Origin of the sequence: Thermococcus sp. 21S9 (assembly GCF_012027635.1) — an archaeon.
Classification (GTDB): Archaea; Methanobacteriota_B; Thermococci; order Thermococcales; family Thermococcaceae; genus Thermococcus.
The window spans coordinates 1,637,032-1,659,533 of record NZ_SNUS01000001.1 but is presented as its reverse complement, the minus strand read 5'-3'; the positions used below and the strand labels follow the sequence as shown (position 1 = coordinate 1,659,533).

Annotated in this window: 20 protein-coding genes; 13 read left to right on the top strand and 7 right to left on the bottom strand. The window is 56.0% G+C overall.

Features of this window, described 5'->3' with window-relative positions; genetic code table 11:
• Positions 1 to 121: 121 nt before the first annotated feature.
• Together E3E28_RS09330 and E3E28_RS09325 are read left to right on the top strand one after the other, a co-directional pair.
• Positions 122 to 430 carry a hypothetical protein gene (locus tag E3E28_RS09330; RefSeq protein ID WP_167914856.1) on the top strand — a complete coding sequence of 103 codons (309 nt, stop codon included), beginning with the start codon at positions 122 to 124 and terminating at the stop codon, positions 428 to 430.
• The gene (locus tag E3E28_RS09325; protein WP_167914855.1) at positions 427 to 1,095 is read left to right on the top strand and encodes a Kae1-associated kinase Bud32; all 669 of its coding nucleotides are present in this window, start codon (positions 427 to 429) and stop codon (positions 1,093 to 1,095) included. The genes E3E28_RS09330 and E3E28_RS09325 overlap by 4 nt, the downstream gene beginning before the upstream one ends.
• Here the strand turns inward: E3E28_RS09325 and E3E28_RS09320 are convergent.
• A complete protein-coding gene (locus E3E28_RS09320) occupies positions 1,085 to 2,344 on the bottom strand; it encodes a methyl-accepting chemotaxis protein (protein WP_167914854.1) in 1,260 nt (419 codons plus the stop codon). The two genes, E3E28_RS09325 and E3E28_RS09320, sit on opposite strands and share 11 nt — an antisense overlap.
• Positions 2,345 to 2,449: 105 nt before the next feature.
• On the bottom strand, positions 2,450 to 4,183 hold the full coding sequence (locus E3E28_RS09315) for an endonuclease MutS2 (protein ID WP_167914853.1): 1,734 nt from the start codon (positions 4,181 to 4,183) through the stop codon (positions 2,450 to 2,452).
• An 89-nt stretch (positions 4,184 to 4,272) separates the two neighbouring features.
• Between E3E28_RS09315 and E3E28_RS09310 the strand changes: the two genes are divergently transcribed.
• Genes E3E28_RS09310 through E3E28_RS09290 form a run of 5 tightly spaced genes read left to right on the top strand, consistent with a single transcriptional unit; the run spans position 4,273 to position 11,948 of the window.
• Positions 4,273 to 5,940 carry an ATP-binding protein gene (locus E3E28_RS09310; protein ID WP_167914852.1) on the top strand — a complete coding sequence of 556 codons (1,668 nt, stop codon included), beginning with the start codon at positions 4,273 to 4,275 and terminating at the stop codon, positions 5,938 to 5,940.
• A gap of 9 nt (positions 5,941 to 5,949) precedes the next feature.
• A complete protein-coding gene (locus E3E28_RS09305) occupies positions 5,950 to 7,350 on the top strand; it encodes a DNA repair exonuclease (RefSeq protein ID WP_167914851.1) in 1,401 nt (466 codons plus the stop codon).
• Positions 7,347 to 10,004 (top strand): DNA double-strand break repair ATPase Rad50, encoded by a 2,658-nt coding sequence (rad50, locus tag E3E28_RS09300; protein WP_167914850.1) that lies wholly within the window; start codon positions 7,347 to 7,349, stop codon positions 10,002 to 10,004. Before E3E28_RS09305 ends, rad50 begins: the two co-directional genes overlap by 4 nt.
• Complete coding sequence (locus E3E28_RS09295) at positions 9,991 to 11,229, top strand: DNA double-strand break repair nuclease NurA (RefSeq protein ID WP_167914849.1); 1,239 nt, start codon at positions 9,991 to 9,993, stop codon at positions 11,227 to 11,229. Before rad50 ends, E3E28_RS09295 begins: the two co-directional genes overlap by 14 nt.
• A gap of 5 nt (positions 11,230 to 11,234) precedes the next feature.
• Positions 11,235 to 11,948, top strand: coding sequence for a DUF72 domain-containing protein (locus E3E28_RS09290; protein ID WP_167915394.1), 714 nt, complete (start codon positions 11,235 to 11,237; stop codon positions 11,946 to 11,948).
• 71 nt (positions 11,949 to 12,019) lie between these two features.
• Here E3E28_RS09290 and gyaR read toward each other — a convergent pair whose 3' ends face one another.
• Positions 12,020 to 13,021, bottom strand: a complete 1,002-nt coding sequence (gene gyaR / locus E3E28_RS09285) for a glyoxylate reductase (protein ID WP_167915393.1) — start codon at positions 13,019 to 13,021, stop codon at positions 12,020 to 12,022.
• 34 nt (positions 13,022 to 13,055) lie between these two features.
• Complete coding sequence (locus E3E28_RS09280; RefSeq protein ID WP_167914848.1) at positions 13,056 to 14,243, bottom strand: aromatic amino acid transport family protein; 1,188 nt, start codon at positions 14,241 to 14,243, stop codon at positions 13,056 to 13,058.
• Positions 14,244 to 14,376: 133 nt separating this feature from the next.
• Between E3E28_RS09280 and cobB the strand changes: the two genes are divergently transcribed.
• From cobB to E3E28_RS09250, 6 genes are read left to right on the top strand one after another with little or no spacing between them, the layout of a single operon-like run.
• Entirely contained in the window at positions 14,377 to 15,129 is a 753-nt protein-coding gene (gene cobB, locus E3E28_RS09275; RefSeq protein ID WP_167914847.1) for an NAD-dependent protein deacetylase, read from the top strand.
• The gene (locus tag E3E28_RS09270) at positions 15,126 to 15,527 is read left to right on the top strand and encodes a DUF3783 domain-containing protein (protein WP_167914846.1); all 402 of its coding nucleotides are present in this window, start codon (positions 15,126 to 15,128) and stop codon (positions 15,525 to 15,527) included. Before cobB ends, E3E28_RS09270 begins: the two co-directional genes overlap by 4 nt.
• Positions 15,528 to 15,559: 32 nt before the next feature.
• Positions 15,560 to 16,288 carry a TIGR02253 family HAD-type hydrolase gene (locus E3E28_RS09265; protein WP_167914845.1) on the top strand — a complete coding sequence of 243 codons (729 nt, stop codon included), beginning with the start codon at positions 15,560 to 15,562 and terminating at the stop codon, positions 16,286 to 16,288.
• Positions 16,245 to 16,826 (top strand): ASCH domain-containing protein, encoded by a 582-nt coding sequence (locus E3E28_RS09260; RefSeq protein WP_167914844.1) that lies wholly within the window; start codon positions 16,245 to 16,247, stop codon positions 16,824 to 16,826. Before E3E28_RS09265 ends, E3E28_RS09260 begins: the two co-directional genes overlap by 44 nt.
• A 34-nt stretch (positions 16,827 to 16,860) precedes the next feature.
• A complete protein-coding gene (locus tag E3E28_RS09255; RefSeq protein ID WP_167914843.1) occupies positions 16,861 to 17,478 on the top strand; it encodes a phosphatase PAP2 family protein in 618 nt (205 codons plus the stop codon).
• The gene (locus E3E28_RS09250; RefSeq protein ID WP_167914842.1) at positions 17,471 to 17,932 is read left to right on the top strand and encodes a COG2426 family protein; all 462 of its coding nucleotides are present in this window, start codon (positions 17,471 to 17,473) and stop codon (positions 17,930 to 17,932) included. The genes E3E28_RS09255 and E3E28_RS09250 overlap by 8 nt, the downstream gene beginning before the upstream one ends.
• Here the strand turns inward: E3E28_RS09250 and E3E28_RS09245 are convergent, their stop codons facing one another.
• The 3 genes from E3E28_RS09245 to proS form a co-directional block, all read right to left on the bottom strand.
• The gene (locus tag E3E28_RS09245; RefSeq protein WP_167914841.1) at positions 17,933 to 19,537 is read right to left on the bottom strand and encodes a carbamoyltransferase; all 1,605 of its coding nucleotides are present in this window, start codon (positions 19,535 to 19,537) and stop codon (positions 17,933 to 17,935) included.
• Positions 19,534 to 20,916 (bottom strand): ATP-binding protein, encoded by a 1,383-nt coding sequence (locus tag E3E28_RS09240; RefSeq protein WP_167915392.1) that lies wholly within the window; start codon positions 20,914 to 20,916, stop codon positions 19,534 to 19,536. The genes E3E28_RS09245 and E3E28_RS09240 overlap by 4 nt, the downstream gene beginning before the upstream one ends.
• A 61-nt stretch (positions 20,917 to 20,977) precedes the next feature.
• A complete protein-coding gene (proS, locus tag E3E28_RS09235) occupies positions 20,978 to 22,429 on the bottom strand; it encodes a proline--tRNA ligase (protein WP_167915391.1) in 1,452 nt (483 codons plus the stop codon).
• Positions 22,430 to 22,502 lie beyond the last annotated feature (73 nt).

The window sequence follows — 22,502 nt, the reverse complement described above, 5'->3', positions numbered from 1 at the left end:
AAATTTTTGGTTCAAATTGTTCAAATTTTTGGTTTAATTTTGGTCAATCGACAGAAAAATTCGGGAATGGTTATGGAAAGGGCTAAAACCTTGGGGAACAATGACGGGTGGTGAGTGGTCTATGGACGTAAAGGTCTACAACCTTTCCCCGGACTTCGCGAGGAAGGTCTTAGATGACATCGAACGCTATGGGATTGTCGCGGTGGACGTTGAGAACAGGGTTTCCCTCCTCGACGACATGCTCAAATCGGACGGGGAGAAGCTCAAGTACGCGCGGGAGAAGGTGAAGGAGGGCAACGTTGATAAGGCCGTGCTGGTCGTTCGAGACGGGACGGGAACGCTTGTGATAAACGTCGAGAACGTTGTTGAGATTCGGGTTGAGCTCGGGGAGTATGAGGAGTTGCTTCGGGAAGCAGGGGTGATTGAATGAGGCTCATAGCCCAGGGGGCCGAGGCGAAAATCTACGAGGGGACCTTTGAGGAGGTATTTGGCGTTGACCTGCTGAACGAGAGGGTAATCGTGAAGCACAGGGTTCCAAAGAGGTACAGGATTCCGGAGATAGACGTCAAACTGAGAAAGGAGCGGACCGTTAGGGAAGCCCGAATCCTCCACAGGGCGAAGGAGTTCGGCGTGAACTGCCCGTACGTCTACGAGGTCAACCTGCGCGACATGGTAATCGTGATGGAGTTCATAGAGGGCAAAAGGTTGAAGGAGCACCTTGAGGAAGTCCCAATGGACGAACGCTTAAGCCTCTGCCGGGAAATCGGGAGGCAGATAGGCAGGCTCCACAAAGCCGGCATCGTTCACGGCGATTTGACAACGAGCAACATGATTCTCCGCGACGGGAGGGTCTACCTCATAGACTTCGGCTTGGCCGACTTCGATTCGACACTCGAGGCGAGGGGCGTTGATTTACATCTCCTCAAGAGGGCGATGGAGAGCACGCACTACACCTGGTTCGAAGAGGGCTTTAGGGCCGTTTTAGAGGGCTATGCAGAGGTTCTCGGCGAGAAAGCGAGGAAGGAAATCGAGGAGAAGATAGAGGAGATAGAGAGCAGGGGAAGGTACCGGGAGCGGAGCTGGCTCAAAGCTTGAACCTGTTGACTTCCTCCATGAGCCTCTGGACGACCTCTTCGAAGTCCGCGAGCGTTGCGCGGACCTCCTCCAGCGCCGAGGTCTGCTCCTCCGCCGCGGCGCTGACCTCCTCTGCCGCCGCCGTGGTTTCCTCCGCAGATGCCGCGAGGTTCTCAAGGAAGCGCAGACCCTCGTCTATCTTCTCGCCCTCCTCAAGGACCTTGTTCTTGAGCTCGTTGGCCTTGACCTCCATCTCCTCCATGAGCTCGGCTATGTGGGTGAGGTACGAGACGCTCTCCTTGAGGACTTCCGTTGACTGGGCAACGGTCTCTACGCTCTTTCCGGTGACCTCGACGCTCTCGTCAATCTTGGCCATAATCTGCTCCACAATGTTCCTGATATCGTCGGCGGCCTGCTTGCTCTCCTCCGCGAGGTTTCTAATCTCCTCGGCAACGACCGCGAAGCCTTTACCCGCCTCGCCTGCCCTCGCCGCCTCAATAGCCGCGTTCAACGCGAGCAAATTCGTCTGCTCCGCGATGCCCGTAATCACGTTGGTTATGTTGGCTATGTTCTTGCCCATCTCGGCAACGCCCTTGACGGTCTCCTCAATCATCAGCATCATGTTCCTTATCTCTTCAATCTGCCCGACGGCCTCTTCGCCCTTCTGGCCACCCTCCCTGGCAAGTCCGACAACCTCACTCATGGACCTCTCAAAGTCCTCCATCGTGTTTATGGTCTCCTTTCCTATCTCGTCAATGTAGCGCATTGTTTCGGTCATGTGGTTGATGTTCTCCTGCTCCCTCTGCGCCTCGATGCTGACCTGGTTGATTGCCTCGGCAACCTGCTGTATGGCCTCGCTAATCTGGTCTATGTTCTCCTTGATGAGGGCGCTCCTCTCGTTTACAATCTCCGCCGCGTCCTTAATCGATGAAACCATCCTGTGGAGGTTCTGGCGCATCTTCTCTATTGCCGTCCGAATCTCCCTGAGGTGTCCGTCGAGCTCAACGTCCTCAACCGTTAGGTCTCCTTCGGCGATTCTGTCGAGGATTCTGATGATGGCGTTCATCTGCTCCTCTATCTCCCTGCGGTACTGCTCCACCTCTGGAGGAATCTTTGCCTTCCCCGCTATGTTCTTCGTCAGCAGTATTCCTGCTCCCACTCCGACGATACCACCAATCAGGCCCGCTATGGGGCCCGCTAAAAACGCAGGCACTATAGTCAGGCCAAAGGCCAGAACCGGTGACGCTATGAGCGCGCTCTTCTCATCCATGCCTCATCCCCCAGGGGAGTACGCGTTAAAAATACTTAAAGCTTTCTAATCAATTGAAGTAAGAACATAACGTCAAAAAGGTGTAGTAACCACCTACACAGGGACCTACACATTCCGTCCGAAAGATTGCAGGATACGCTCGTATATCTCCCTGTCCTTTCCTCTCGCCTTTCTTGCGAGTCTCTCGACTATTAACTCGGGGGTGCTTCTGCCGAGCTTTCCGAAGATGGGCTGTCTGTCAACGATGAGGTTCAGGTTCTCGTCGAGGCCCTTTGCCTCTATTCCATCAACCCTCGCGAAGGGGAGCTCCTTCTTGAGGTCCTCGCCGAGGTGGGAGACGATAACGACCCTAAATCCCCTCTCGTGGGCCACCTTGAGGAGCTCGCCGATTATCTTCACAGCGGCACCGGGTTCAGTTATCGCTTCGAACTCGTCTATCAGGATTAGCTTCCTTCCCTTACCGCGCAGGGCCCTCACAAAGGACTTAAGGGCGGTCTCAAAGGCCCCAGCCCCATAAACGCTCCTCTTCCGCCGGAAGAAGAACAGCTCGTCGAGGGGATCGAGCCAGGCCCTCTCAGCGGGAACAGGGAAGCCCATGTGGAAGAGTATCTCAACCTGTGTTATCAGCTCGAGCAAACTCGTCTTTCCACCGCTGTTCGCGCCGGTGAGGATTACAACGTCTTCATCGTTAATCCTCTCCGCGCCGGGAGCGCTAAAGCCCTCGGGCTTCCTCCCGACGGCGTAGCTCACAGGCTGTGGGTTCTCGATGAAAAGGTGCCTCCCGCGCAGGAACGCGATTCCACCGCCCCAGATTTCCGGGAACGAAAAGCCCTCCGCAAATTCCCTCACGGCCAGGAGAAAGTCGAGCTCGTGAACCCTCTCAAGTTCCTCCTTAAGCCTGGGAATGAGCGGGCCAATCTCATCGAGGATTTCCCTTGCCTTTAAATAGCGCTCAAGAGCTAATTCGCGTTCGAGAAGGTTCCTGAGTTCTTCGACCTTCTCAGCCGGAACGCGAATTGGATAAAGCTCCTCCCGCGAGAAGAGCTCCACCGTAACGCCGAGCCTTTCAGAGAGGTCACGCTCGGCCTCGTTTATCAGCTCAAGGATTTCCTCTTCGACATCACTGAAGTGCTGGAATATGGCGTCGTAGTTCCCCTCGCGGAGCTGGGCGAGGAAACTCAAGAGTTCTTTTCCGCTGAGGGTCAAGCTGAAGCTCTCGAGCCTCTCGCCGATTCTCTCGTTGAGCTCGCGCTCCTTCTCCGCTATCAGCTCGTCGAGGGATTCAAGGAGCTTTTCGCGTCCCATCACCTCCTCGAACTCCTTCAAGGCATCGAGCATTCTCGGAGCAACGCTACCCTCGCCGGTCAGCTCGCCGATTCTGGCGAGGGCCTCAAGTGTCCCCCTGTTCCTCCAGAGGGGCAGGATGTAGAGCTCTGGAGCTATCTCCTGCGGTTTCAGCTCGACGTCAACCCCGTAGCCAATGGTGCTAAGGACAATAGGATACTCGCGGGCCTCCTCGACGTCTGTTGTAACGTGGCACAGGTTCAGGGCTTCTGCCGTTTCAACCTCTGACTCGTCGACGAGGAGGACCCTGTCGTTCAGAAACTCCCTCTGGAACCTTATCGGCCTGACCTTTGAGATTAGGCCCCTCATCTCGGGCTTTACCTTTGAGAGGCCCTCTCTGAGGTAGGCCTGCCGTCCCTTTATCTCGTCCGGGTCGTTGGTGAGGGAAAAGCGCTCGAGATAGGCCTCGCTACCCGGAAGGCTCAGCTTTCTTCGAATCTCAGACAGGATTGCCCTGTGAACAGCCCTCGCCTCTGGGTTCAGCTTCGGTTTCATCTCCGGAAGCTACGCCCGGGAGTTTATAAGGTTGACCGGCATCGAAAGGTTTTTGTTTTCGGCCGGGCGAATCAACTCAAGGTGGTAATATGGAGGGTCGCGACGCTTCGGTTGGAATAGTGTTCGGTGAATCGAGCACCGACCACTTCACGTTCATAGTCAACCCCAAGAACGAGCTCCCGCGCTTCGGCGAGTTTTTGATTGTCAAAAACCGCGAGGGAGACGAGGTTTTGGCTCTCCTCAAGTCCATCAGAAATCTCAACTGGCTTATGGAAGCCGGAAGGGGAAGCTACGACTACGTTGAAAAAACCGTCAACGTTTTCTCGCGCGGAATCCTCGACAAGAGTGAGGAGATACTGGCTACCGCCAAGGTTCTCGGCGTGCTTAGAACGAGGGACGGCGAGTTTCTGGTAAAGCCCGCCCCCAACCGCGTTCCCATAAAGCCCGGCGAGAGAGTTTATCTGGCCAGAGACGAGGATTTGGAGAGAATCTTCGCCAACGGCCACCTCAGGATTGGAAAGCTCATCGCGAGAAGCGATATCGAGGTCCGCCTCGACGCCAACAGGCTCGTTTCGAGGCACTTCGCGGTTCTGGCCGTTACCGGAGCCGGCAAGTCCAACACGATAGCGGTTCTCACAAAGGAACTCGTGGACAACGTGAACGCCACCGTCGTAATCCTCGACCCCCACGGCGAGTATCAGCGGTTGAGCTGGCCCGGGGCGCGCGTGAACCCGATAAAGGCCACGATAGACCCCGGGAGAATAAGGCTGAGCGAACTGGCAACGCTTTTGGGAATAGCCGAAAACGCGAGCCTCCAGAGGCGCTTCCTCGGGCTCGTTTACAGAACCGTCAAGGAGGAGATGAGACGGGACGGAAAGGTCGTCGGGGGCTTACCATTCCTCGAGGCGATGGAGGACAAGATAGAGGGGTGGATTAGGGTTTACGAGAACACCGACGACAAGGTAATCTACTACTACAACGAGAAGGGTATAGAGACGCCGAGGAAGATTCAGGCGAGGGATTTGGACTCGCTGATAAGGCTGAAGGACTACATAGGTGAGCTGAAGGCCAACTTCGGCGAGTTCATAAGTCCGGTAGATGTGCTCGGCGAGATAAGGCCCGGCATGGTGAACGTCATAGACCTCAGCGGAATGGAAGAGGAGCAGATGATAACGCTCGCGAGCTTCGTTCTGAGGGGCATACTCAAGAACCGCATCGAGTACATCAAAGCCGTCAGAACGAACGACAGGCTCACCGCGAGGGAGATACTGGAAGCTTACCCGGCCGTGAAAAAGCCAATCCTCGTCATAGTTGAAGAGGCACACATATTCGCGCCGAGGGGCGAGAAGAACCCCGCAACCCTGTGGCTCGGCAAGATAGCGCGAGAGGGCAGGAAGTTCGGCGTCGGCCTTGGAATAGTATCACAGAGGCCGAAGAAGCTGGACGACGACATACTCAGCCAGACCAACACCAAGATAATCCTCAAGCTGGTTGAGCCCAATGACCAGCGCTACGTCCAGCAGGCGAGCGAACAGATAAGCGAGGACCTGTTGAGCGATATAGCCTCCCTGGGCGTCGGTGAAGCGGTTATAGTCGGCTACGCCATCACGATTCCGGCGATGGTGAAGATTTATAACTTCGAGAAGGACTTCAACGGCCACTATGGGGGAAGGGACATAGACATCGTCGAGGAGTGGCTCGAGGGGAAGGAGGAAGAGGTTAGCGAGGAGGAAGCCATAGCGTCCCTCCCGCTGTGAGGTGTTAAGATGAGGTTCGCGCACATAGCCGATGTCCATCTCGGCAGGGAGCAGTTCAACCAGCCCTTCCGCTACGAGGACTACGTTGGGGCCTTCCGCGAGGCGGTTGAGAAGGCCGTTAAGGCTGGGGTAGACTTCATACTCATCGCTGGAGACCTCTTCCACGTGAGCAGGCCGTCGCCGAAGGCCCTGCGCGATGCGGTTGAAATACTCGAAATCCCGAGGAGAAGGGAAATCCCGGTCTTTGCCATCGAGGGCAACCACGACAAGACGATTAGGGAAGCTTCCGTCTTCGACCTGCTCGAGCACCTCGGCCTTCTAAGGACCCTTGGCCTCAGGAGAGAGGAGAAGAGGGACGAGTTCCTGAGGAGCAAGAGGATAGCGGACCGCTACCTCGTCTGGGCCGAGGTTGATGGCTTTAAAATCTACGGCCTGAGGCATCATACGCGCTGGCAACTCATAAGGGGCAACACCAACGTCCTGAAGGCCCTATTCAAGAAAGGGGACATCCTGATGCTCCACCAGGCCGTTGACTACCTCGCGAAGGACACACCCTATCAGGACGCCTTCGACCTAAAGCTGAGCGAACTCCCCGAGAATTTCTCCTACTACGCCCTCGGGCACATCCACGTGAGGAAGGTTGCGGAGCCGGAGCAGACCGGCTTGAACGGGCCAATCGTTTACCCCGGTTCGCTCGAGAGGACAGACGTGAGGGAGGCGAGCCACGTAATAGTTTACGGCGAGAAGGACAGAAAGCCGAAGGTCAGGGAAAACAACCAGCCGAAGGGCTTCTACATCGTCGAGGACTTCAAGCCGGAGTTCATTGAGGTCGAAACGAGGCCCTTCTACCGCGTTACAATTTCCGGAAACTCAAAGGCTGAGCTCAGGCGGAGGGTCGAGGAGGTAGCGGAACTGATTCCGAAAGATGCCGTGGCAATCATCTACCTCGAGGGAACTGTGAAGGGTGGCGTTAGTCTAGCGGAGTTCAACGACCTGCTGAAGGACTTTGGCATAGCCTACTACGCCTTCAGGAGCAGGGTTACGAGCGAGGCGATAATCTCGAGGGAGCGCGTGAGTGAGGAGATACTGACCGAGTGGGAGAGGGAGCTCTTCCTCCACATGAGGAGCGAACCGAAGGAGTTCCCGCTCGACGAGTTCATGGACTGGCTCCTTGAAAAGTATCGCCTCGGCGTTCCAGCGGAGATGAGCGCAAGAGCCCGCAAACCAGCGGAAGAGCCGAAGAAACCGGAAAACGTTGAAAAGAAACCGCCGAAGGAGAAAAAGCACGTGAAGGTAACTCCGAGGAGGGAGAAACAGGAAAAGCCAAAACCCGAGAAGAAGACCGGAAAGAAACCGAAGCCGGCAAAGCCGTCGAGCCTCGACGCGTGGCTCAGGGGTGGTAAGCTATGAGGGTCAGGAAAATCGAGATTCGGAACTTCAGGGCCCACCGGAAAAGCGTTGTCGAGTTCAGCGACGGAATAAACCTGATAATCGGCCAGAACGGGGCCGGAAAGAGCTCAATCCTCGAGGCCATCTTCGCCTCGCTTTACCTCGGACACCCGAGCTTCCCTAAGGGTTATCTGAAGGCCAACGCCCGCGTCGGAACCGGGGAGCTTTCTTTAAGCTTAGAGTTCGAGCACAACGGCAAAACCTACCGCATAACCAGAACCACGAAGAAGAGCGAGCTCCTCGAGAACGGAAGGCTCATCGCGGAGAAGAGCTCCGATATAGCGCGCTGGATTGAGCGAAACGTTTATCCTCTTCAGGTTTACACGAACGCGCTCTACATTCGACAGGGCGAGATTGAGGGCATAATCACCAACCGCGAGGTCATGGAGAAGGTTCTGCGCAAGGTTCTTGGAATAGAGGACTACGAAAACGCCGAGAGGAACTCGGCCGATGTAATCCGCGAGCTGAAGAGGAGGAAGGAGAACCTCAAGAGGCTCATCGAGAGGAAAGCCGAAATCGAGGAGAACCTCCGCGAGGCCGAGAAGAGGTTCGCCGAGACGCTGAGGAAGATTAGTGAGCTGAGGAAGAGGGAAAGGGAGCTTTCAGCCGAGGTAGAGAAGCTTTCCAAGCTCTACCGCGAGATGAAGGAGAGGAAAGAGCTGATAGCCGGCCTCGAGAAGAGGATAGCGCTCCTCGAAAAATCGCTGGCGAGCGAGGAAAAGCTCCTCAGGGAAAGGGAGAAGAGGATTGAGGAGCTGAAGCTCGAGCTCGAGGAGCTGGAAGAGAGAAAGGCGAGACTTGAAGAGCTGAGGCCCCTTGCAGAGGAGTATACCGAGCTCGGTAAACTGCTGAAGCTGAAGGACGAGCTCTCGAAGGTTGAGGTCCGGCTCTCCTCGCTGAGGGAAAAGCTCCACTCCCTCGAGAAGGAAACCGCGAAGAGAGAGGAACTGGAAAAGAAGCTTGAGGAGCTGAAGAAAAGGGAAGAGGAGACGAGGAAGGAATACGAGAGGCTCAAGGAGAAGCACAGGCTCTACCAGCGCGCCCTGTCAACCCTCGGCGAGGCAGAGAAGTACAGGAAGGAACTCGAGAGGGCCGGATACACCATCGAGAAGCTTGAGAAGGAACTCAAAGAAATCGAGGAAGCCAGGGAAGAACTCGAAAAACTGAGCGAGGAGATTTCAAAGGTCAGGGAGAGAATAGCCTCGCTGAAGGGAAAGAAAGCCGAGCTTAGGGCCAACATGGAGAGGCTGGAAGGGGCCAAAATCTGCCCCCTCTGTAGGAGACCCATAGATGAGCACGAGGAGGGCGAAATTCTGGCCGAATACAGGGCCGAGATATCGAGGATTGAGAAAGAAATCAAGGTCCTTGAGGGGGAACTCGAAGGGCTGAGAAAGCGCGAGGTTGAGCTTAAGAAGCTCCTCGCGAAGGAAACAAAGCTGATTCGCCTCAAGAAGACGGCCGATTTGCTCAGGGAGGCGAAGGAAAAGCTTGAGGAGCTCGGTGTTGAGGAGCTCGAGAGGGACGCCGAGCTCTTCGAGGAAACGAAGGAGAAGCTCATCGGCCTCAAGAAGGAAATCCGGGGCGTGAGGGAGAGGATTGAGGAGCTCGAGGGCCTTGAGAAGGAAACGGAGGAAGTAAAGAATGAACTCCACGCCCTCGAGGGGAGGAAGGCAGGCATTCTAAAGAGGCTCTCCGAGAGGGGATTTAAGTCCTTCGAGGAGGTTGAGAATAAACTTAAGGAACTCGAGAAGCCCTACCACGAGTTCCTCTCGCTGAAGGACGTTCCAAGGAGGATTGAAGCCCTCGAGAAGAAGCTCGACATCGAGCGGAGGAAGGCCGATGAGTCAAGGGGGAACATGAAGCGCCTGAAGGCCGAGCTTGAAAAAGTGAGAAAAGAGCTCGAGGATGCCAGAAAGGACTTCTCGGAGGAGGAATTTGAGAGGGCCGAGAGGGAATACCTTGAGAAATCGAGAGCCCTTGAGAGGGCGAGGGCCGAGCGTGAAGGGGCGGAAAGCCTGAGGGACGAGATAGCTCGCCTGATAGACGAGCTGAAGGCGAACCTCGGGGAGATTGAAAGGGCCGAGAGGGAACTTGAGCTCCTCGAGAAGGCCCTCGCGGATATGACGGCCTTCAGGGAGAAGGTAGCCCGGCTGAAGGCGGAGGAGGAGCTCAGGGGCCTTGAAGAGGTGCAGAAGCTGGCCGGAGAGCTGTTCTCGGAGATGACCGAGGGCAAGTATCAGGGGATAAGACTGAGGCGCGAGAAGCGCTATGGGAAGGAGAGGATTGAGCTCAAAGTCCTCTACGCAGGCAACGAGGTGGGAATAGACTTCCTCAGCGGTGGGGAGAGGATAGCGCTCGGTCTGGCCTTTAGGCTGGCCCTCTCGCTCTACAAGGTGGGCAACCTTGAACTGCTCATATTGGACGAGCCAACGCCCTTCCTGGACGAAGAGCGGAGGAAGAAGCTCGTGGAGATTATATCGAGCCAGCTGAGGAAGATACCGCAGGTAATCATCGTCTCGCACGACGAGGAGCTGAAGGACGCGGCCGATTACGTGATAAGGGTTACCAACGCCGGTGAAGCGAGGGTGGAGGTGGAGAGCCTTGGAGCGTATTGATGACAGGCACCTCGAGGAAATCAGGCACTTCCTCAGGGAGAGCAGGAAAGAGCTCGGAAAGCTCGTTCCCCTCGTGAGGAAGCACTACCGCTGGGAGAGCCTACCCGAGCCGAAGAAGGCGAGGGTTTACGCCGTTGACGGTAGTAGAATGGCCAGGAGGCTCAGTGGGGCGATAATCTACGCCGTTTCAGCTTCGGCTGTCGGCGACGACCTCTACTACTGGAACGACATCGGGGCGCTCTTCCCCTACAGCAACGCCGACGACAGGATAAGGGTTCACATGGACACCTTAGAGAAGAGAATGGGCGCTCTCGTTGGGGAAATGTCCGACCTCGTGCTCATGGACGGCACGATAAGCGGGGCCCTCATAAGACCGCCGAGCTACGCGAACTCAACCACGAACCAGCTCTATGAAAGACACGGGAGGACGCTCTTGGAGGCCTCGCTGGACTTTCTCGATGCTCTGAACCTCAAGTGGAGGGAGTGGAAACGGGAGCTCAAGAAGGGCGTCATCTCTGGCCCATCTCTGCTCGCTCGCGGGAGGGAAGGGAAGTCAATCTTCAAGATACTGGAGGAGAAGGGTTCGAGGAGCATTCGCGGAAAAATATGGTGGGTTGTGGATGCCGAAAACCTGATAGTCCTCTTTGAGTATCTCGAGTATCTCCACGCCCTCGACAGGCTTTTGGGAAACGAGATAGCCTCAATAGCGAAGACCTTCTACCGCTCCGACGTCATAGGGACGGTAGCCGAGAGGGAGAAACTGAAGAAGGTCCCGATAATGGTGGACACGCCGGTCGTTGCTTCGCTGACCGATGGGAGCGGTTACCTGCGCTTCTCGTCGAAGGTCGGCAAGAAAGAGGCTCTCGCTCAACTAATCCTCGACCTCATGGAGCACGGCTTTTTCGAGAACCTCCGCGAGATTCTCGTCCTCGACGGAAGGAAGATAGAGGGCGCGAGGATACGGCCGGCCTACGTCCGCTTCGCCGATGGGGGATTGATTTACCTCCTCGAGGTTCCGGAGAAGCAGGACTTCGAGGAGACGCTGGCGAAAATCCTCTCTGTGGCAGAAGACGAATACGTGATTCCGCTCGAGTACGCGCACCACTCGGTCGTAATCAAGAAGAGGGAGTTCGACGCCTACGTCGACGCAATCCTGAGCGCGATAGTTGGAGAGGACGAGGCTTACCTGAACTTCCTGCGCTACGGAAGGGAACCTCTGGAGTGATGGAGATGATTAAGGTTGGAACGTGTGGCTTCTGCGAGGGGAGGGCAAAATACTTCCGGGACTTCGACGCGGTTGAGGTCCAGCAGACGTTTTACCGAATCCTCCAGGAGAAAACCCTTGAGCGCTGGAGGAAGGAAGCCCCGGAAGGTTTTATCTTCGCGATGAAGGCATTTCAGGGCGTAACGCACCCTCCAAACAGCCCGACGTGGCGGAGGAGCAACGTGAAGCCGAGCAAAAACGTCGGTCTTCTCAGGCCAACGAGCGACGCCCTTCACTTCTGGCGCCTGACGCTCAAAGAGGCCGAAACCCTCGGTGCGCGCTTCATTCTAATTCAGTTGCCGAAGAGCTTCAGGGAGGGCGAGGAGAGCTTCGCCAACGCGGAAAGGTTCTTCGAGATGATTGACAGGGGAAACTTCGAGATAGCCGTTGAGCTGAGGGGCTGGAGCGAGAAGGGCGTTAAGCGCTTCGTTAGGGCCTTCGACGTCATAGACGTGACCGACCCGCTCGTGAGGATTCCGCTCCACAGCGGTGAGACGAACTACTACCGCCTTCACGGGCGCTACGAGAACGGGCGGATAATCTACCGGCACTCCTACAGCGACGAGGAACTTCAAAGAATCAGGGAGCGCGTCCTCGGCTGGAACAGGGGCGAGAGCTTCGTCTTCTTCAACAACACCGACATGTGCAGGGACGCGAAGAGGTTCAAAGCACTCATTTAGGGCTCAGGCACGGGTCCAGCTCATCACCGTCAGCCGAGGGTGTCGTCATCATCGCCCAAAAAGGAAGGGGTTCAGCCGAACCCCGGCTTCCTGACCTTCACCACTTCTCTGTTCACGAGCGTCGGCGGGATTTGACCGTTCTTGAACGCGATGAGATTCCTCGCCACGAGCTCGGCCATTCCTTTCCTCGCTCCAAAGGTCGCGCTACCGATGTGGGGCGCCAAGACCACGTTCTTCAGGCTGAATAGCTCTTCGTTGTAGTACGGCTCCTCCTCGTAGACGTCGAGACCGGCCCCGGCAATCCAGCCCTCCCTAAGGGCCCTGATGAGCGCGTCGGTGTCAACGACCTTTCCGCGCGCTATGTTCACGAGAATTGCCGTTTCCTTCATGAGTCTAAATTCATTCTCGCCTATCATGTGGTAGGTTTCCTTAGTCAGGGGAACCGCCAGAACCACGAAGTCGCTCTCGCTCAGGAGCTCGTCGAGGGGCTTGAACTCTGCGTTGAGTTCCTTCTCCGCTTCTGGCTTTCTCCTCCTCGAGTAGTAGAGGATTCTCATGCCGAAGCCCTTGGCCCTTCTCGCCACCGCCTGCCCGATTCTGCCGAAGCCGATGATTCCGATGGTTTTGCCGTAGACGTCGTAGCCCAAGAACCAGCGCGGGTGCCAGGCAATACCGCGCTTCTTCCACTCGCCGGAGCGCGTGAAGTTATCGGCCTCGATTAAGCGTCTCGCCGTCGCTAGGAGAAGCGTCCACGCGAAGTCAGCCGTTGCGTCGGTGAGGACATCAGGAGTGTTCGTTACGTAGATTCCCCTCCGCGTCGCCTCTTCAACGTCTATGTTGTCGTAGCCGACCGCGTAGTTCGCGACGATTCTGAGCTTCGGGGCGTTGTCGAAGACCTCTCTGTCAATCCTCTCGCTGAGCATCGTGACGAGTGCGTCAGCATCGCGGACCTTCTCGAGGAGAACTTCCCGGGGAATTTCCCTCTCCTCCGGCCAGACCTCGACCTCGAAGTGCTCCTTCAAAAGCTCGATGCCGTTCTCGGGAATCGCGCGCGTGATGAAAACCCTCGGCATGACCACCACCGGATAAAGAAAAGGGGAGAAGCTTTTAGCGTTTTCTCAGCTTGTCAACGAGCCAGATGAGTATTGGTAGGATTATGAAGGCCATCATGTCTCCGGTGTCACCGGCGAAGGCCAAGACGTCAGCGAAGTTCTTTACGCCGGCGAAGTATACGATTGCAGGCGGAATAACCGTCAGGCCCCATGCTATCGGCCTCTTGAGCTTGACGAACTCCTCGTTGTTGCTCTGCTGTGCAAGGGCGATTCCGATGTAGCTCGTGGTTATTGCAAGGAGTGGAATGAGGTTTCCGATGATTTTTCCAATGTGCCCGTAGAGGAGCTCAAGGCCCTGCGTGGCTATCTGGGGCGTGTTCCTGCCGAAGGCGAGGAGGAAGGCGACCATGAATACCGCGTAGATGGCCGTCGGGATGATGAAGGCCCAGACGAGGACCTTCTTGGTCTCCTCGTAGCTTCCGAGGCCCTTGTAGACGTCTGGAATTACCGTGTGGCAACCGAGGGCGAAGATGGCAACGCCCGTTATGCTGAGGATTCCCGAGAGGTCAGTGTAGAGGCCGTTGCTGAGCTTCGCGTGGGGAATCAGCATGAGGGTGACCGCTATGAAGAGGGCGAGCATGACGTAGCTCATCGCCAGCTCGGTCTTTCCGCTCGCCTCAAGACCGCGGTAAACGACTATCGAGGCGAGAACCCAGAATATGAACGCTCCGGCCGTTTCGCTTATCCCGAAGAGGTTCGCAAAGACGCTTCCCATTCCCGCTATGTAGGCGAGGATTGCCCCAAAGCTCATGATGAAGATGCTGACGTACATCAGCCAGCCACCGGCCTTTCCGAGGACGCGCTGGGCTATGGTGCTCATCTGCGCCCCGCCCATTCCGGCGGAGAACTTGAGGACGATGAAGCCGGTCCAGAGCATCAGGAACATCACACCGATGAGCACCGCCAGTGCCGGTATGAGGCCGACCTTACTCGCCGCGTAAGGCAGTCCCAGCACTCCCGCACCTATCTGCGTCCCCACGAGGATGGCCAGTGCCTCTCCTTTGGTTATGCGCTTCTTCTCAACGCGAATCGTGCTTACCCTGAGACCCCTCACGGCTTTCCTCTTCCGGAGGTTCTGAATCAGGATGAGCTTTTTTCTCCTCTGCGCCGCTATACGGGCCGAGTAATAACGACCGTGTGAGGTGGTAACCTTCCTTCTCTCAACTCCTTCCGAAACGGGCATCCTCTCACCCCCGCACAATGTCCCGATGAACACAATTTAAACCCTCGCTCGAAAGGTTGAAGGAGGTTTCTAATATCCTTCGACCACCCCGGGGATTGGATAGAATTTTTAAGTTTCCGGTCGAGATACAACCATGCTGAGCCACGCCGCTAAAATTCTGGCGAGGTCGCGCTTTGCGATAGCCTTTACCGGTGCAGGAATCAGCGCTGAGAGTGGTGTGCCAACGTTCAGGGGTTTCAACGGCCTGTGGAAACGCTACCGGCCGGAGGAGCTCGCAACGCCAGAGGCCTTCAAGCGGGACCCCCACCTCGTCTGGGAATTCTACCGGTGGAGGATGCGCAGGATTCTGGATGCGAAGCCGAACCCCGCTCATTACGCCCTTGCGGAGCTCGAACGGATGGGAATCCTCAGGGCGGTGATAACCCAGAACGTTGACGATTTGCACCGCGAGGCGGGGACAAGGAACCTGATAGAGCTCCACGGAAACATCTTTCGGGTTCGCTGTACCTCCTGCGATTACAGGGAGAACCTGAAGGAAAGAGGTCGGGTCTATGAGTTCGTGGACTCAACGGATCTCCCGAAGTGCCCCCGCTGTGGTTCTCTCCTCAGACCCGACGTGGTCTGGTTCGGAGAGGCCCTGCCGAGGGATGCCTTAGAAGAGGCCTTTCGACTGGCGGAGAAGGCAGATACTGTCATCGTCATCGGGACGAGCGGAGTTGTTTATCCCGCCGCTTACATACCATACATCGTCAAGGAGAGGGGCGGAAGGGTTATAGAGGTGAACGTCGAGAGGAGTGGAATAACGCCGATAGCGGACGTCTTCCTGCGCGGGAAGGCAGGCGAAGTACTTCCAAAGCTCGTTGAGCTCGTGAGGGGATTGAAATGAAGTTGCTCCTGGTGGGTTTTACCGAGGATGAAATTGAGAGGATTGCAGAGCTCGGTTACCCGGTTCTGCCGGTTCCCGAGCACTTCAGAAAGCTCACCCCGGCGGAGATACTCGAGAGGACAACGGAGGGCGGAAAGCTCGACTGGGCCGGAGGAAAGTTCCTGATTATGCACGGTCTGGACAACGAGGGCATCAAGAGGGTTATAAATGAGGTCAGGAAGCTGGCCGAAGGAAGGGTAATCTTTGCGACGACGACCGAGACGAACCTTAAATGGACGCTGGAGGAGCTCCTTGATGAGCTGAGACGGGAAGATGAGTACTTCAGGGCCATGAGGGAGGCGAAAAAACAGGTCAAAGGGAAGAAAGGAATTTTCCTCGACATCGGCAACGTTAAATAGTTGGGAGGAGAAGAAACCCGAGGGGTCGGGGTATGATTAGGGCCGTCCTGTTTGACCTTGACGACACGATTGTTGACACCACCCGCTTGGCAGAGATGGCGCGTCGAAACGCGATAGAGAATATGATACGCCACGGTCTTCCCGTTGACTTCGAGACCGCCTACAATGAGCTCCTTGAACTGATAGCGGAGTACGGAAGCAACTTCAATAGGCACTTTGACTACCTCCTCAGGCGCCTCGAACTTCCCAACAACCCCAAGTGGATTGCCTCCGGCGTTATAGCCTACCACAACACGAAGTTCGCCTACCTGAAGAGCGTCCGGGGCGCAAGGAAGGTCCTCCTCGAGCTCAAGAAGGACGGTTACATCCTCGCGATAATCACCGACGGCGACCCGATAAAGCAGTGGGAGAAGATACTCCGCCTCGAGCTGGACGAGTTCTTTGACGACGTCTTCATCTCCGATTACCTCGGCGTCAAGAAGCCCCATCCGAAGATTTTTAAGCGGGCCCTCAAGAAGCTCGGTGTTAAACCGGAAGAGGCCATAATGGTCGGCGACAGGCTCTACTCCGACATCTACGGGGCCAAGCAGGTGGGGATGAGGACCGTCTGGTTCAGGTATGGAAAATACCGCGACCGGGAGCTCGACTACCTCGACTACGCCGACTTCACGATTGAGAGCCTTGAAGAGGTTCCGAAGATTGTGAGGGGACTAAACAATGAGGAAAAAGAGCGTTCAGATTCGGAAGTTCATGCTGATTGACTCCGCCTACAAGTCGAGAATCCTGCGGGGAGACAAGGTTACAACCATACGCTACGGTAGCTACGAGGCGAAGCCCGGGAGCGAGGTTTACCTCGTGATAACGCCGAGCGACACTGCCATAGCGAAGGTCAGAATCACGAAGGTCGAGCGGAAGAAGGTTAGGGAACTCACCAACGAAGATGCCAAGCTCGACGGCTTCTCGGACGTTAAGGAACTCCTTCGAGAGCTGAACAAAATCTATGGAGACCTCTACGGAGACGACGAGGTCACGGTAATAGGCTTCGAGGTCGTCAAGACCTTCAAGGACGGAATCCCACTCAAGTGGCTCAAGGGACTCAACTACCGAGAGCCGGAGGAGATAGCGCGCCTCTACCTCGAAAACCAGGACAGGCTCAACTTCAACCGCGAAACGGACTTCATAATGCGCAGGATTTACAACGAAGGCCTTGGAAAGGCTGTCAGAACCTTCGGGCCGAAGAGAGTTCGAAATGCTCTCCTCAAGGTTTACCACGGCCTCTACAACGAGGGACTGATTTAGAAAAGCTTTTGAGGAACTCTCACCTTCTCCAACCATGCCCAGCGAATCCCTCAAGAACTGGAAGTTCCTGCTGAACACGGCGTTGCTGGCGCTCCTCCTTATCCTCCAGCTCACGGGTTTAATGGCCGGCATAAACTCCCGGGTTGACGCGCTCCTTCCATCACCGAACCCGGGCCTGATGAACGCCCTGACGGCCTTCGGAAGCGACCTGTTCCTCGTTCCCTTTGCAATCGCTGTTATCTACCTTGACGTCAGGAACTCGGGAAAGCTCTCGAGGGAGACGCTCGTTTTCCTCGTCTCGGCCTTTGTCGGCCTCGTCATAGTCGGTGTTCTCAAGGTCGCAATCAACGAGCCGAGGCCCCGCAACCACGGGGGCTTCTCCTTTCCATCGGGCCACACCTACAGAGGCGCAATAATCGCGGTCTACGCCTCGAACCGCTGGAAGAGGGCAACTCCCCTGGCGGTTCTCTTCGCGGTCGGAGTTGCGATGACGCGGTTGCTCCTTCACGTCCACTGGTTCGGCGACGTCCTCTTCAGCCTGCTCCTCGCTCCCTGGGTCTACAGCATCGTCAAGGCCACCCAGGACTCGTGGCTTCCGCTCTACAGGCGGGTAATCTCAAGGCTCGGCCTGGGGGTGCTCGACGTTGAATAGCTTCCTTGAGGTCTTCCTGCTCTCCCTTGTGCCGACCTTTGAAGGAAGATATGCGATAGTCTACGGCATCGGACGGGGGTATCCACTCTGGGAGACGCTTTTGAGCGCTTCCCTTGGTGTGCTCACCCTTTCGCTCCTCCTGCCTGCACTGCTCCCCTACATAGACCGGATAATGCTCTGGCTCGAAAAAACGCCCCTCAGAAAGGTGGCACACCTCTACCTCTACTACGTCGAACGCGTTCGAAAAAAGGCACACCCCTACGTGGAGAGGTGGGGCTTTATAGGCCTCACGATTTTCGTTGCCATTCCCCTGCCTGGGACGGGAATATGGACCGGGGCTTTGGCGGCTTACCTCCTCGGAATCGAGAAAAAGCAGACGGTTCCAGCTCTAATCCTCGGCGGGCTCTTGAGCATGGCGATAACGGTCCTACCTGCCCTTGGCATCTTTAGCTGACTACCTCCAGACGGCCAAGCCCTCCATGACCAGGACGTCCAGTCCGGCCTTTCTAAACGTCCTCAGCGCGTCCTCCGGTGAGCACACTATGGGTTCACCGTGCATGTTGAAGCTCGTGTTCAGCACTGCTCCGATGCCGGTTCTCCTCTCGAATGCTTTGATGATTCCGTAGTAGCTCGGATTCACCTCTTTCCTCACTGCTTGAGGCCTCGTCGTGCCGTCCACGTGAATAACAGCTGGAGCAAGCTTCCGGAACTCTTCGCTCGCGGTGTAGCTCATCGTCATGAACTCGTTCGGCTTCCCTTCAAGGTCTTCAAGGTATTCCTCGGCCTTCTCCCAGAGCAGAGATGGTGCGAAGGGCTGGAAGACGTCCCTTTTGAGGGCTAAGTTGAGCCTCTCCTTAACCTTTTCGTCGGAAGGATTCGCCAGAATCGAGCGGTTGCCAAGGGCCCTCGGTCCGAACTCCATCGCCTCCTGGAAGAAGCCGACGAGCTTCCCCTCACTCAGGACGTCGGCAATGAACTTTTCGTTGACTTCCTCAAACTCGAGCCCCTCCTTCCTCAGGAACTCCTCAACGTAAGCCCTCCCGTAGGACGGGCCGAGGTAGACGTGCTCGAGCTTGAAGGGCTTCCATTTTCCGTCGAGCCTCTCGAGCTGGGCCCTGACGAATATCGCGGAGCCGAAAGCTAATCCGCCGTCGTCCATCGCGGGGAAGACCCACAGGTTATTGTCCCCGAAGATTCTCCTAAGGACTGCGTTGGCCTTGACGTTCTGAGCCACACCACCGGCGTAGGCTAAAGGAAGGTCCTTCAAACTCAGCTTAACGCCGAGCTCCTCGAGGAGCTTTTCAAGGTGTCTCTGAGCGCTCGCCGCTATCTCGATGGCCTTCCTCTGGAGCTCGCCGTCGAGCTTCCCGCGCTTCATCTGGTTGGCAATTTCTTTCGCCTTTGAGAGCGGATAGCCGAAGAACTCGGCCAGCTTTTTGGTTGCCTCAACGCCGATGACCTTGAGGTGGTTTTCAAAGGTCAGTCCGTTCAGCTCGATAATCGCGCTCAAATCATAGGCCGGCCGTCCGTAGGAGGCGAGGCTCATCACCTTTCCCTCGTGGCGCATCGGCTTGAATCCTAAAAGCTCCGTAACCGAGGCGTAGAAGTCGCCAAGGGAGTCAATGTAAGTGCTCTGCGCTATCCTAATCATCTCGCCGTCTCTCGCCACGTAAATCGAGGAGCTTAGACCGTCCCCAGCGGCGTCTATGCTAACCGCTAAGGCCTCGCGCCAGCCCGAGGTGTAGTAAGCAGAAGCGGAGTGAGCGAGATGGTGCTCGACGAAGAGGACCTTTCTCTTGAACTCCGGGCCGAAGATGGCCTCCAACCTTTTTTCGAGCTCTAAGAGCCTCTTCCCCTTCCTGAAAATCCCGGCGACGGCTATTACCTCAACGTCCTCCGGGCTTGCTCCGGCCATCTCAAGAACGGCCTTGATGCTCAGCTCGGGAAAGCCCCTGTACTTCTTGACCCGGTTTAGGCGCTCCTCGTTCACCGCGAAAATCTTCTCGCCGTCTATCAGAACAGCCCCGGCGTCGTGGCCGTCGTGGACTCCGAGAATCATTTTAACACCTCCATATCCCTAAGGTCCCACACGAAGCCGAGTTTCCTCAGCTCTTCTTTGGATTCCACGCTTCTGGCGATTATCCCGAAGTGGAACTCCCATCCGGCCAGGCCCATAAGCTTTGACTTCCTATCGAGCCCATCAAAGACCTTTCTGGCGTCCCTCTCACTCAGGTCTCTCCATTTAACCTCTATCAGGAGGACCTTCTTCTCAACCTCATCCATCGCAACGAGGTCAATCTCCTCGCCCTTCCGCCACCACCGTCCAACCCTCGTCGGTTTCAGAGGGAGTTTCTCCTTAATTTTCAGCAGAAACTGTCTGGCAACCTCTTCAAAAATCCTCCCGACGTGTTCGTCCAAATCCTTCATAACGAGCCTCGTGAGCATGTCGCCGTTTCCGGTCTCGATTAAATCGGCGTTGGGATGAACGTACCTAAACCAGAACGAAAAGTAGGGGTCGTCAATGTAGTACCGTCCCTTTCTGCTCTTTTTGCTCTCCGTTACCGGAACTTCCCGTCTCACGATTCCGAGGTTAATCAGAACTGACAGGTACTTCCCAACCGTTCCCCTCTCGAGGCCGGTCTCGTTCATTATCTCGCCGAGGGTCGTTCTTCCCCTCGCAATTGCCTCAAGAACGGCGAAGTAGAGCCTTGGCCTCTCAAGCTCTTCCCTAAGGACGAACTCGGCGTCGCCGTAGAGGAGACTGTCCTGTCTGAAGTAGTTCTCGGTGAGGTTCTCCTCAACGCTGAGCCCATCGTCGAACTCAAGAAGATAGGCGGGGGTTCCCCCGAGGATTGAATAGACTCTAACGAAGTCCTCCATCGAAAAACGGGGGAGAAATTCCCTCGCGCTGAAGAAGTCGAGGGGCTTTACCCTCAGCTGGCCGGTTCTCCTGCCGTAAAGCGGGCTCTTGTATCCTAAAAGGCCTTCCATCATCGAAACGCTTGAGCCGCTTATTATAAGGTAAAGCTTTCCCTCCGAGAACTTGGTATCCCAGTAGTCCTGAAGAATTGAGGGCAGGGCTTTGTTCGAAAGAACGAGGTATGGGAACTCGTCTATTGCCACGATTAGCCTTTCTTTCCTGCTTTTTTGATAGAGGTACTCAAATAGGGCATCCCAGTTGCGGAATGGATTTTTGAGAAGGACGTCGTCCCTGAAGTAAGAGGCAATCCTCTCCGAGAACCGCCTGAGGTTCTCAAGCTCGCTCGTTTCCCTCGCGAGGATGTATATACCTCCGTGTCTCCTCAAAAACTCCGTTATTAGGGCAGTCTTCCCGACCCTTCTCCTTCCGTAGATTACCACGAACTCAGCACTCCCGCTCTCAAGTCTCCTCTCAAGGAGCCCGATTTCCCGTTCCCTGTCTATGAACCTGCGAGACAATTTACCCACCAATAATTTACTTTGCAGTAAATTGTTTAAAAGGGTAGCGGAGGGAAAAGAATCAGTAGGTTCTCGCAAACCTCGCCACGAACTTCGCTTCCCTACCGCAGACCGGGCACTTCTTGCCTTCGATGCCCTCTCTGGCTTTCTCCTCCGGGTAGGGCGTTCCGAGCATCTTCGCGTCGAGGTCCTCTTCCATTTTAAGCCCGCACTCCTCGTCACCGCACCATGGAATCTCGACTATTCCGCGCCTGTCCTCGAAGACGGCCTTGGCTTCCTCAATCGTATCAACGCGTTTGATGTGGCTCTCGAGGAACTCCTTGGCGCGGTTGTAGAGGTTCTCGTGGATCGAATCGAGGGTCTTCTCTACTTCCTCGACTATGTTATCGCGCTCGACGGTTACCTTCTCGAAGGTGTCGCGCCTCGCGAGGACGGCTTTCCTTCCCTCGACGTCCCTCGGGCCGACCTCTATTCTCAGGGGAACGCCCTTCAGCTCCCAGTCGTAGTACTTCCTTCCAGGCCTTATGTCGCGCTCGTCCACATGCACCCTGAAGCCCGCTTTCCTCAGCTCCTCGGCTATCTCCCTCGCGTAGGCGAAGACGTCAACGCTCGCATCTTTCTTCGGAATGGGCACGATAACGACCTGAATCGGCGCTATCGTCGGCGGGAGAACCATTCCGCTGTCGTCGCCGTGAACCGCTATTACAGCTGCTAAAAGGCGCTCGCTCATTCCAAAGGTCGTCTGGTGGACGTACTCGTGGTCGCCATTCTCGGTCTCGTACTGGATGTTGTAGGCTTTGGCGAAGTTCTGCTTGTAGTTGTGCATCGTGCCTATCTGGAGCGTCCTCCCGTCGGGCATCATTATCTCGGCCCCGAGCGAGTAGAAGGCACCGGGGAACTTGTCCCAATCGGGTCTCTTGGAGATTATGTAGGGCAGGGCGAGGAACTTCGCGAGGCGGTCGAATATCTCGAGGTCCTCCTTTATCTGCCTCTCGGCATCTTCGAAGTCGGTATGAGCCGTGTGGGCCTCGAAGAACCTGCTGATTTCCCTAACGCGAATGAGGGGCCTCGTGTGTTTGGTTTCGTAGCGGTAGACGTTGACTATCTGGTATACCTTGAAGGGCAAATCCGCGTGGGAGCGAATCCAGAGGGAGAACATTGAGTACATGGCAGTTTCGCTCGTGGGCCTCAGAATGAGCCTGACGTCGAGGGGGTCAAGGCCTGCATGCGTTACCCAGTAAACCTCGTCCTCAAAGCCCTTTATATGTTCGGCCTCCTTCTGGAACTCGGTTTCAGGGATGAGCGCCGGGAACAGAACTTCCTCGTGGCCGGTCCTGTCCATCTCGGCCCTTATGAAGGCCTCGATGTTGCGCATGATTTTCAGCCCGTACGGAAGCCAGACGTTCATTCCCTTGACCGGGTAGCGCTTGTCGATAATTCCCGCCGTTTCGAGGAGCTCGTTGTACCACTCGCTGAACTCGTTGCTCCACTTCTCACGCTTTACCTTCCCCATCTGCACCACCTAAAGGGAGAACTGGAAGGAGTTTTTAAGCTTTCTCGGGCCGGCCTTGACATTCGTCCAGCCG

What these genes read in the sequence shown, in the direction of transcription:
- E3E28_RS09330 (WP_167914856.1), top strand. Translation starts at nt 122, where the DNA reads ATGGACGTAAAGGTCTACAACCTTTCCCCGGACTTCGCGAGGAAGGTC.
- E3E28_RS09325 (WP_167914855.1), top strand. Translation starts at nt 427, where the DNA reads ATGAGGCTCATAGCCCAGGGGGCCGAGGCGAAAATCTACGAGGGGACC.
- E3E28_RS09320 (WP_167914854.1), bottom strand. Translation starts at nt 2,344, where the DNA reads ATGGATGAGAAGAGCGCGCTCATAGCGTCACCGGTTCTGGCCTTTGGC.
- E3E28_RS09315 (WP_167914853.1), bottom strand. Translation starts at nt 4,183, where the DNA reads ATGAAACCGAAGCTGAACCCAGAGGCGAGGGCTGTTCACAGGGCAATC.
- E3E28_RS09310 (WP_167914852.1), top strand. Translation starts at nt 4,273, where the DNA reads ATGGAGGGTCGCGACGCTTCGGTTGGAATAGTGTTCGGTGAATCGAGC.
- E3E28_RS09305 (WP_167914851.1), top strand. Translation starts at nt 5,950, where the DNA reads ATGAGGTTCGCGCACATAGCCGATGTCCATCTCGGCAGGGAGCAGTTC.
- rad50 (WP_167914850.1), top strand. Translation starts at nt 7,347, where the DNA reads ATGAGGGTCAGGAAAATCGAGATTCGGAACTTCAGGGCCCACCGGAAA.
- E3E28_RS09290 (WP_167915394.1), top strand. Translation starts at nt 11,235, where the DNA reads ATGATTAAGGTTGGAACGTGTGGCTTCTGCGAGGGGAGGGCAAAATAC.
- gyaR (WP_167915393.1), bottom strand. Translation starts at nt 13,021, where the DNA reads ATGCCGAGGGTTTTCATCACGCGCGCGATTCCCGAGAACGGCATCGAG.
- E3E28_RS09280 (WP_167914848.1), bottom strand. Translation starts at nt 14,243, where the DNA reads ATGCCCGTTTCGGAAGGAGTTGAGAGAAGGAAGGTTACCACCTCACAC.
- cobB (WP_167914847.1), top strand. Translation starts at nt 14,377, where the DNA reads ATGCTGAGCCACGCCGCTAAAATTCTGGCGAGGTCGCGCTTTGCGATA.
- E3E28_RS09270 (WP_167914846.1), top strand. Translation starts at nt 15,126, where the DNA reads ATGAAGTTGCTCCTGGTGGGTTTTACCGAGGATGAAATTGAGAGGATT.
- E3E28_RS09265 (WP_167914845.1), top strand. Translation starts at nt 15,560, where the DNA reads ATGATTAGGGCCGTCCTGTTTGACCTTGACGACACGATTGTTGACACC.
- E3E28_RS09260 (WP_167914844.1), top strand. Translation starts at nt 16,245, where the DNA reads ATGAGGAAAAAGAGCGTTCAGATTCGGAAGTTCATGCTGATTGACTCC.
- E3E28_RS09255 (WP_167914843.1), top strand. Translation starts at nt 16,861, where the DNA reads ATGCCCAGCGAATCCCTCAAGAACTGGAAGTTCCTGCTGAACACGGCG.
- E3E28_RS09245 (WP_167914841.1), bottom strand. Translation starts at nt 19,537, where the DNA reads ATGATTCTCGGAGTCCACGACGGCCACGACGCCGGGGCTGTTCTGATA.
- proS (WP_167915391.1), bottom strand. Translation starts at nt 22,429, where the DNA reads ATGGGGAAGGTAAAGCGTGAGAAGTGGAGCAACGAGTTCAGCGAGTGG.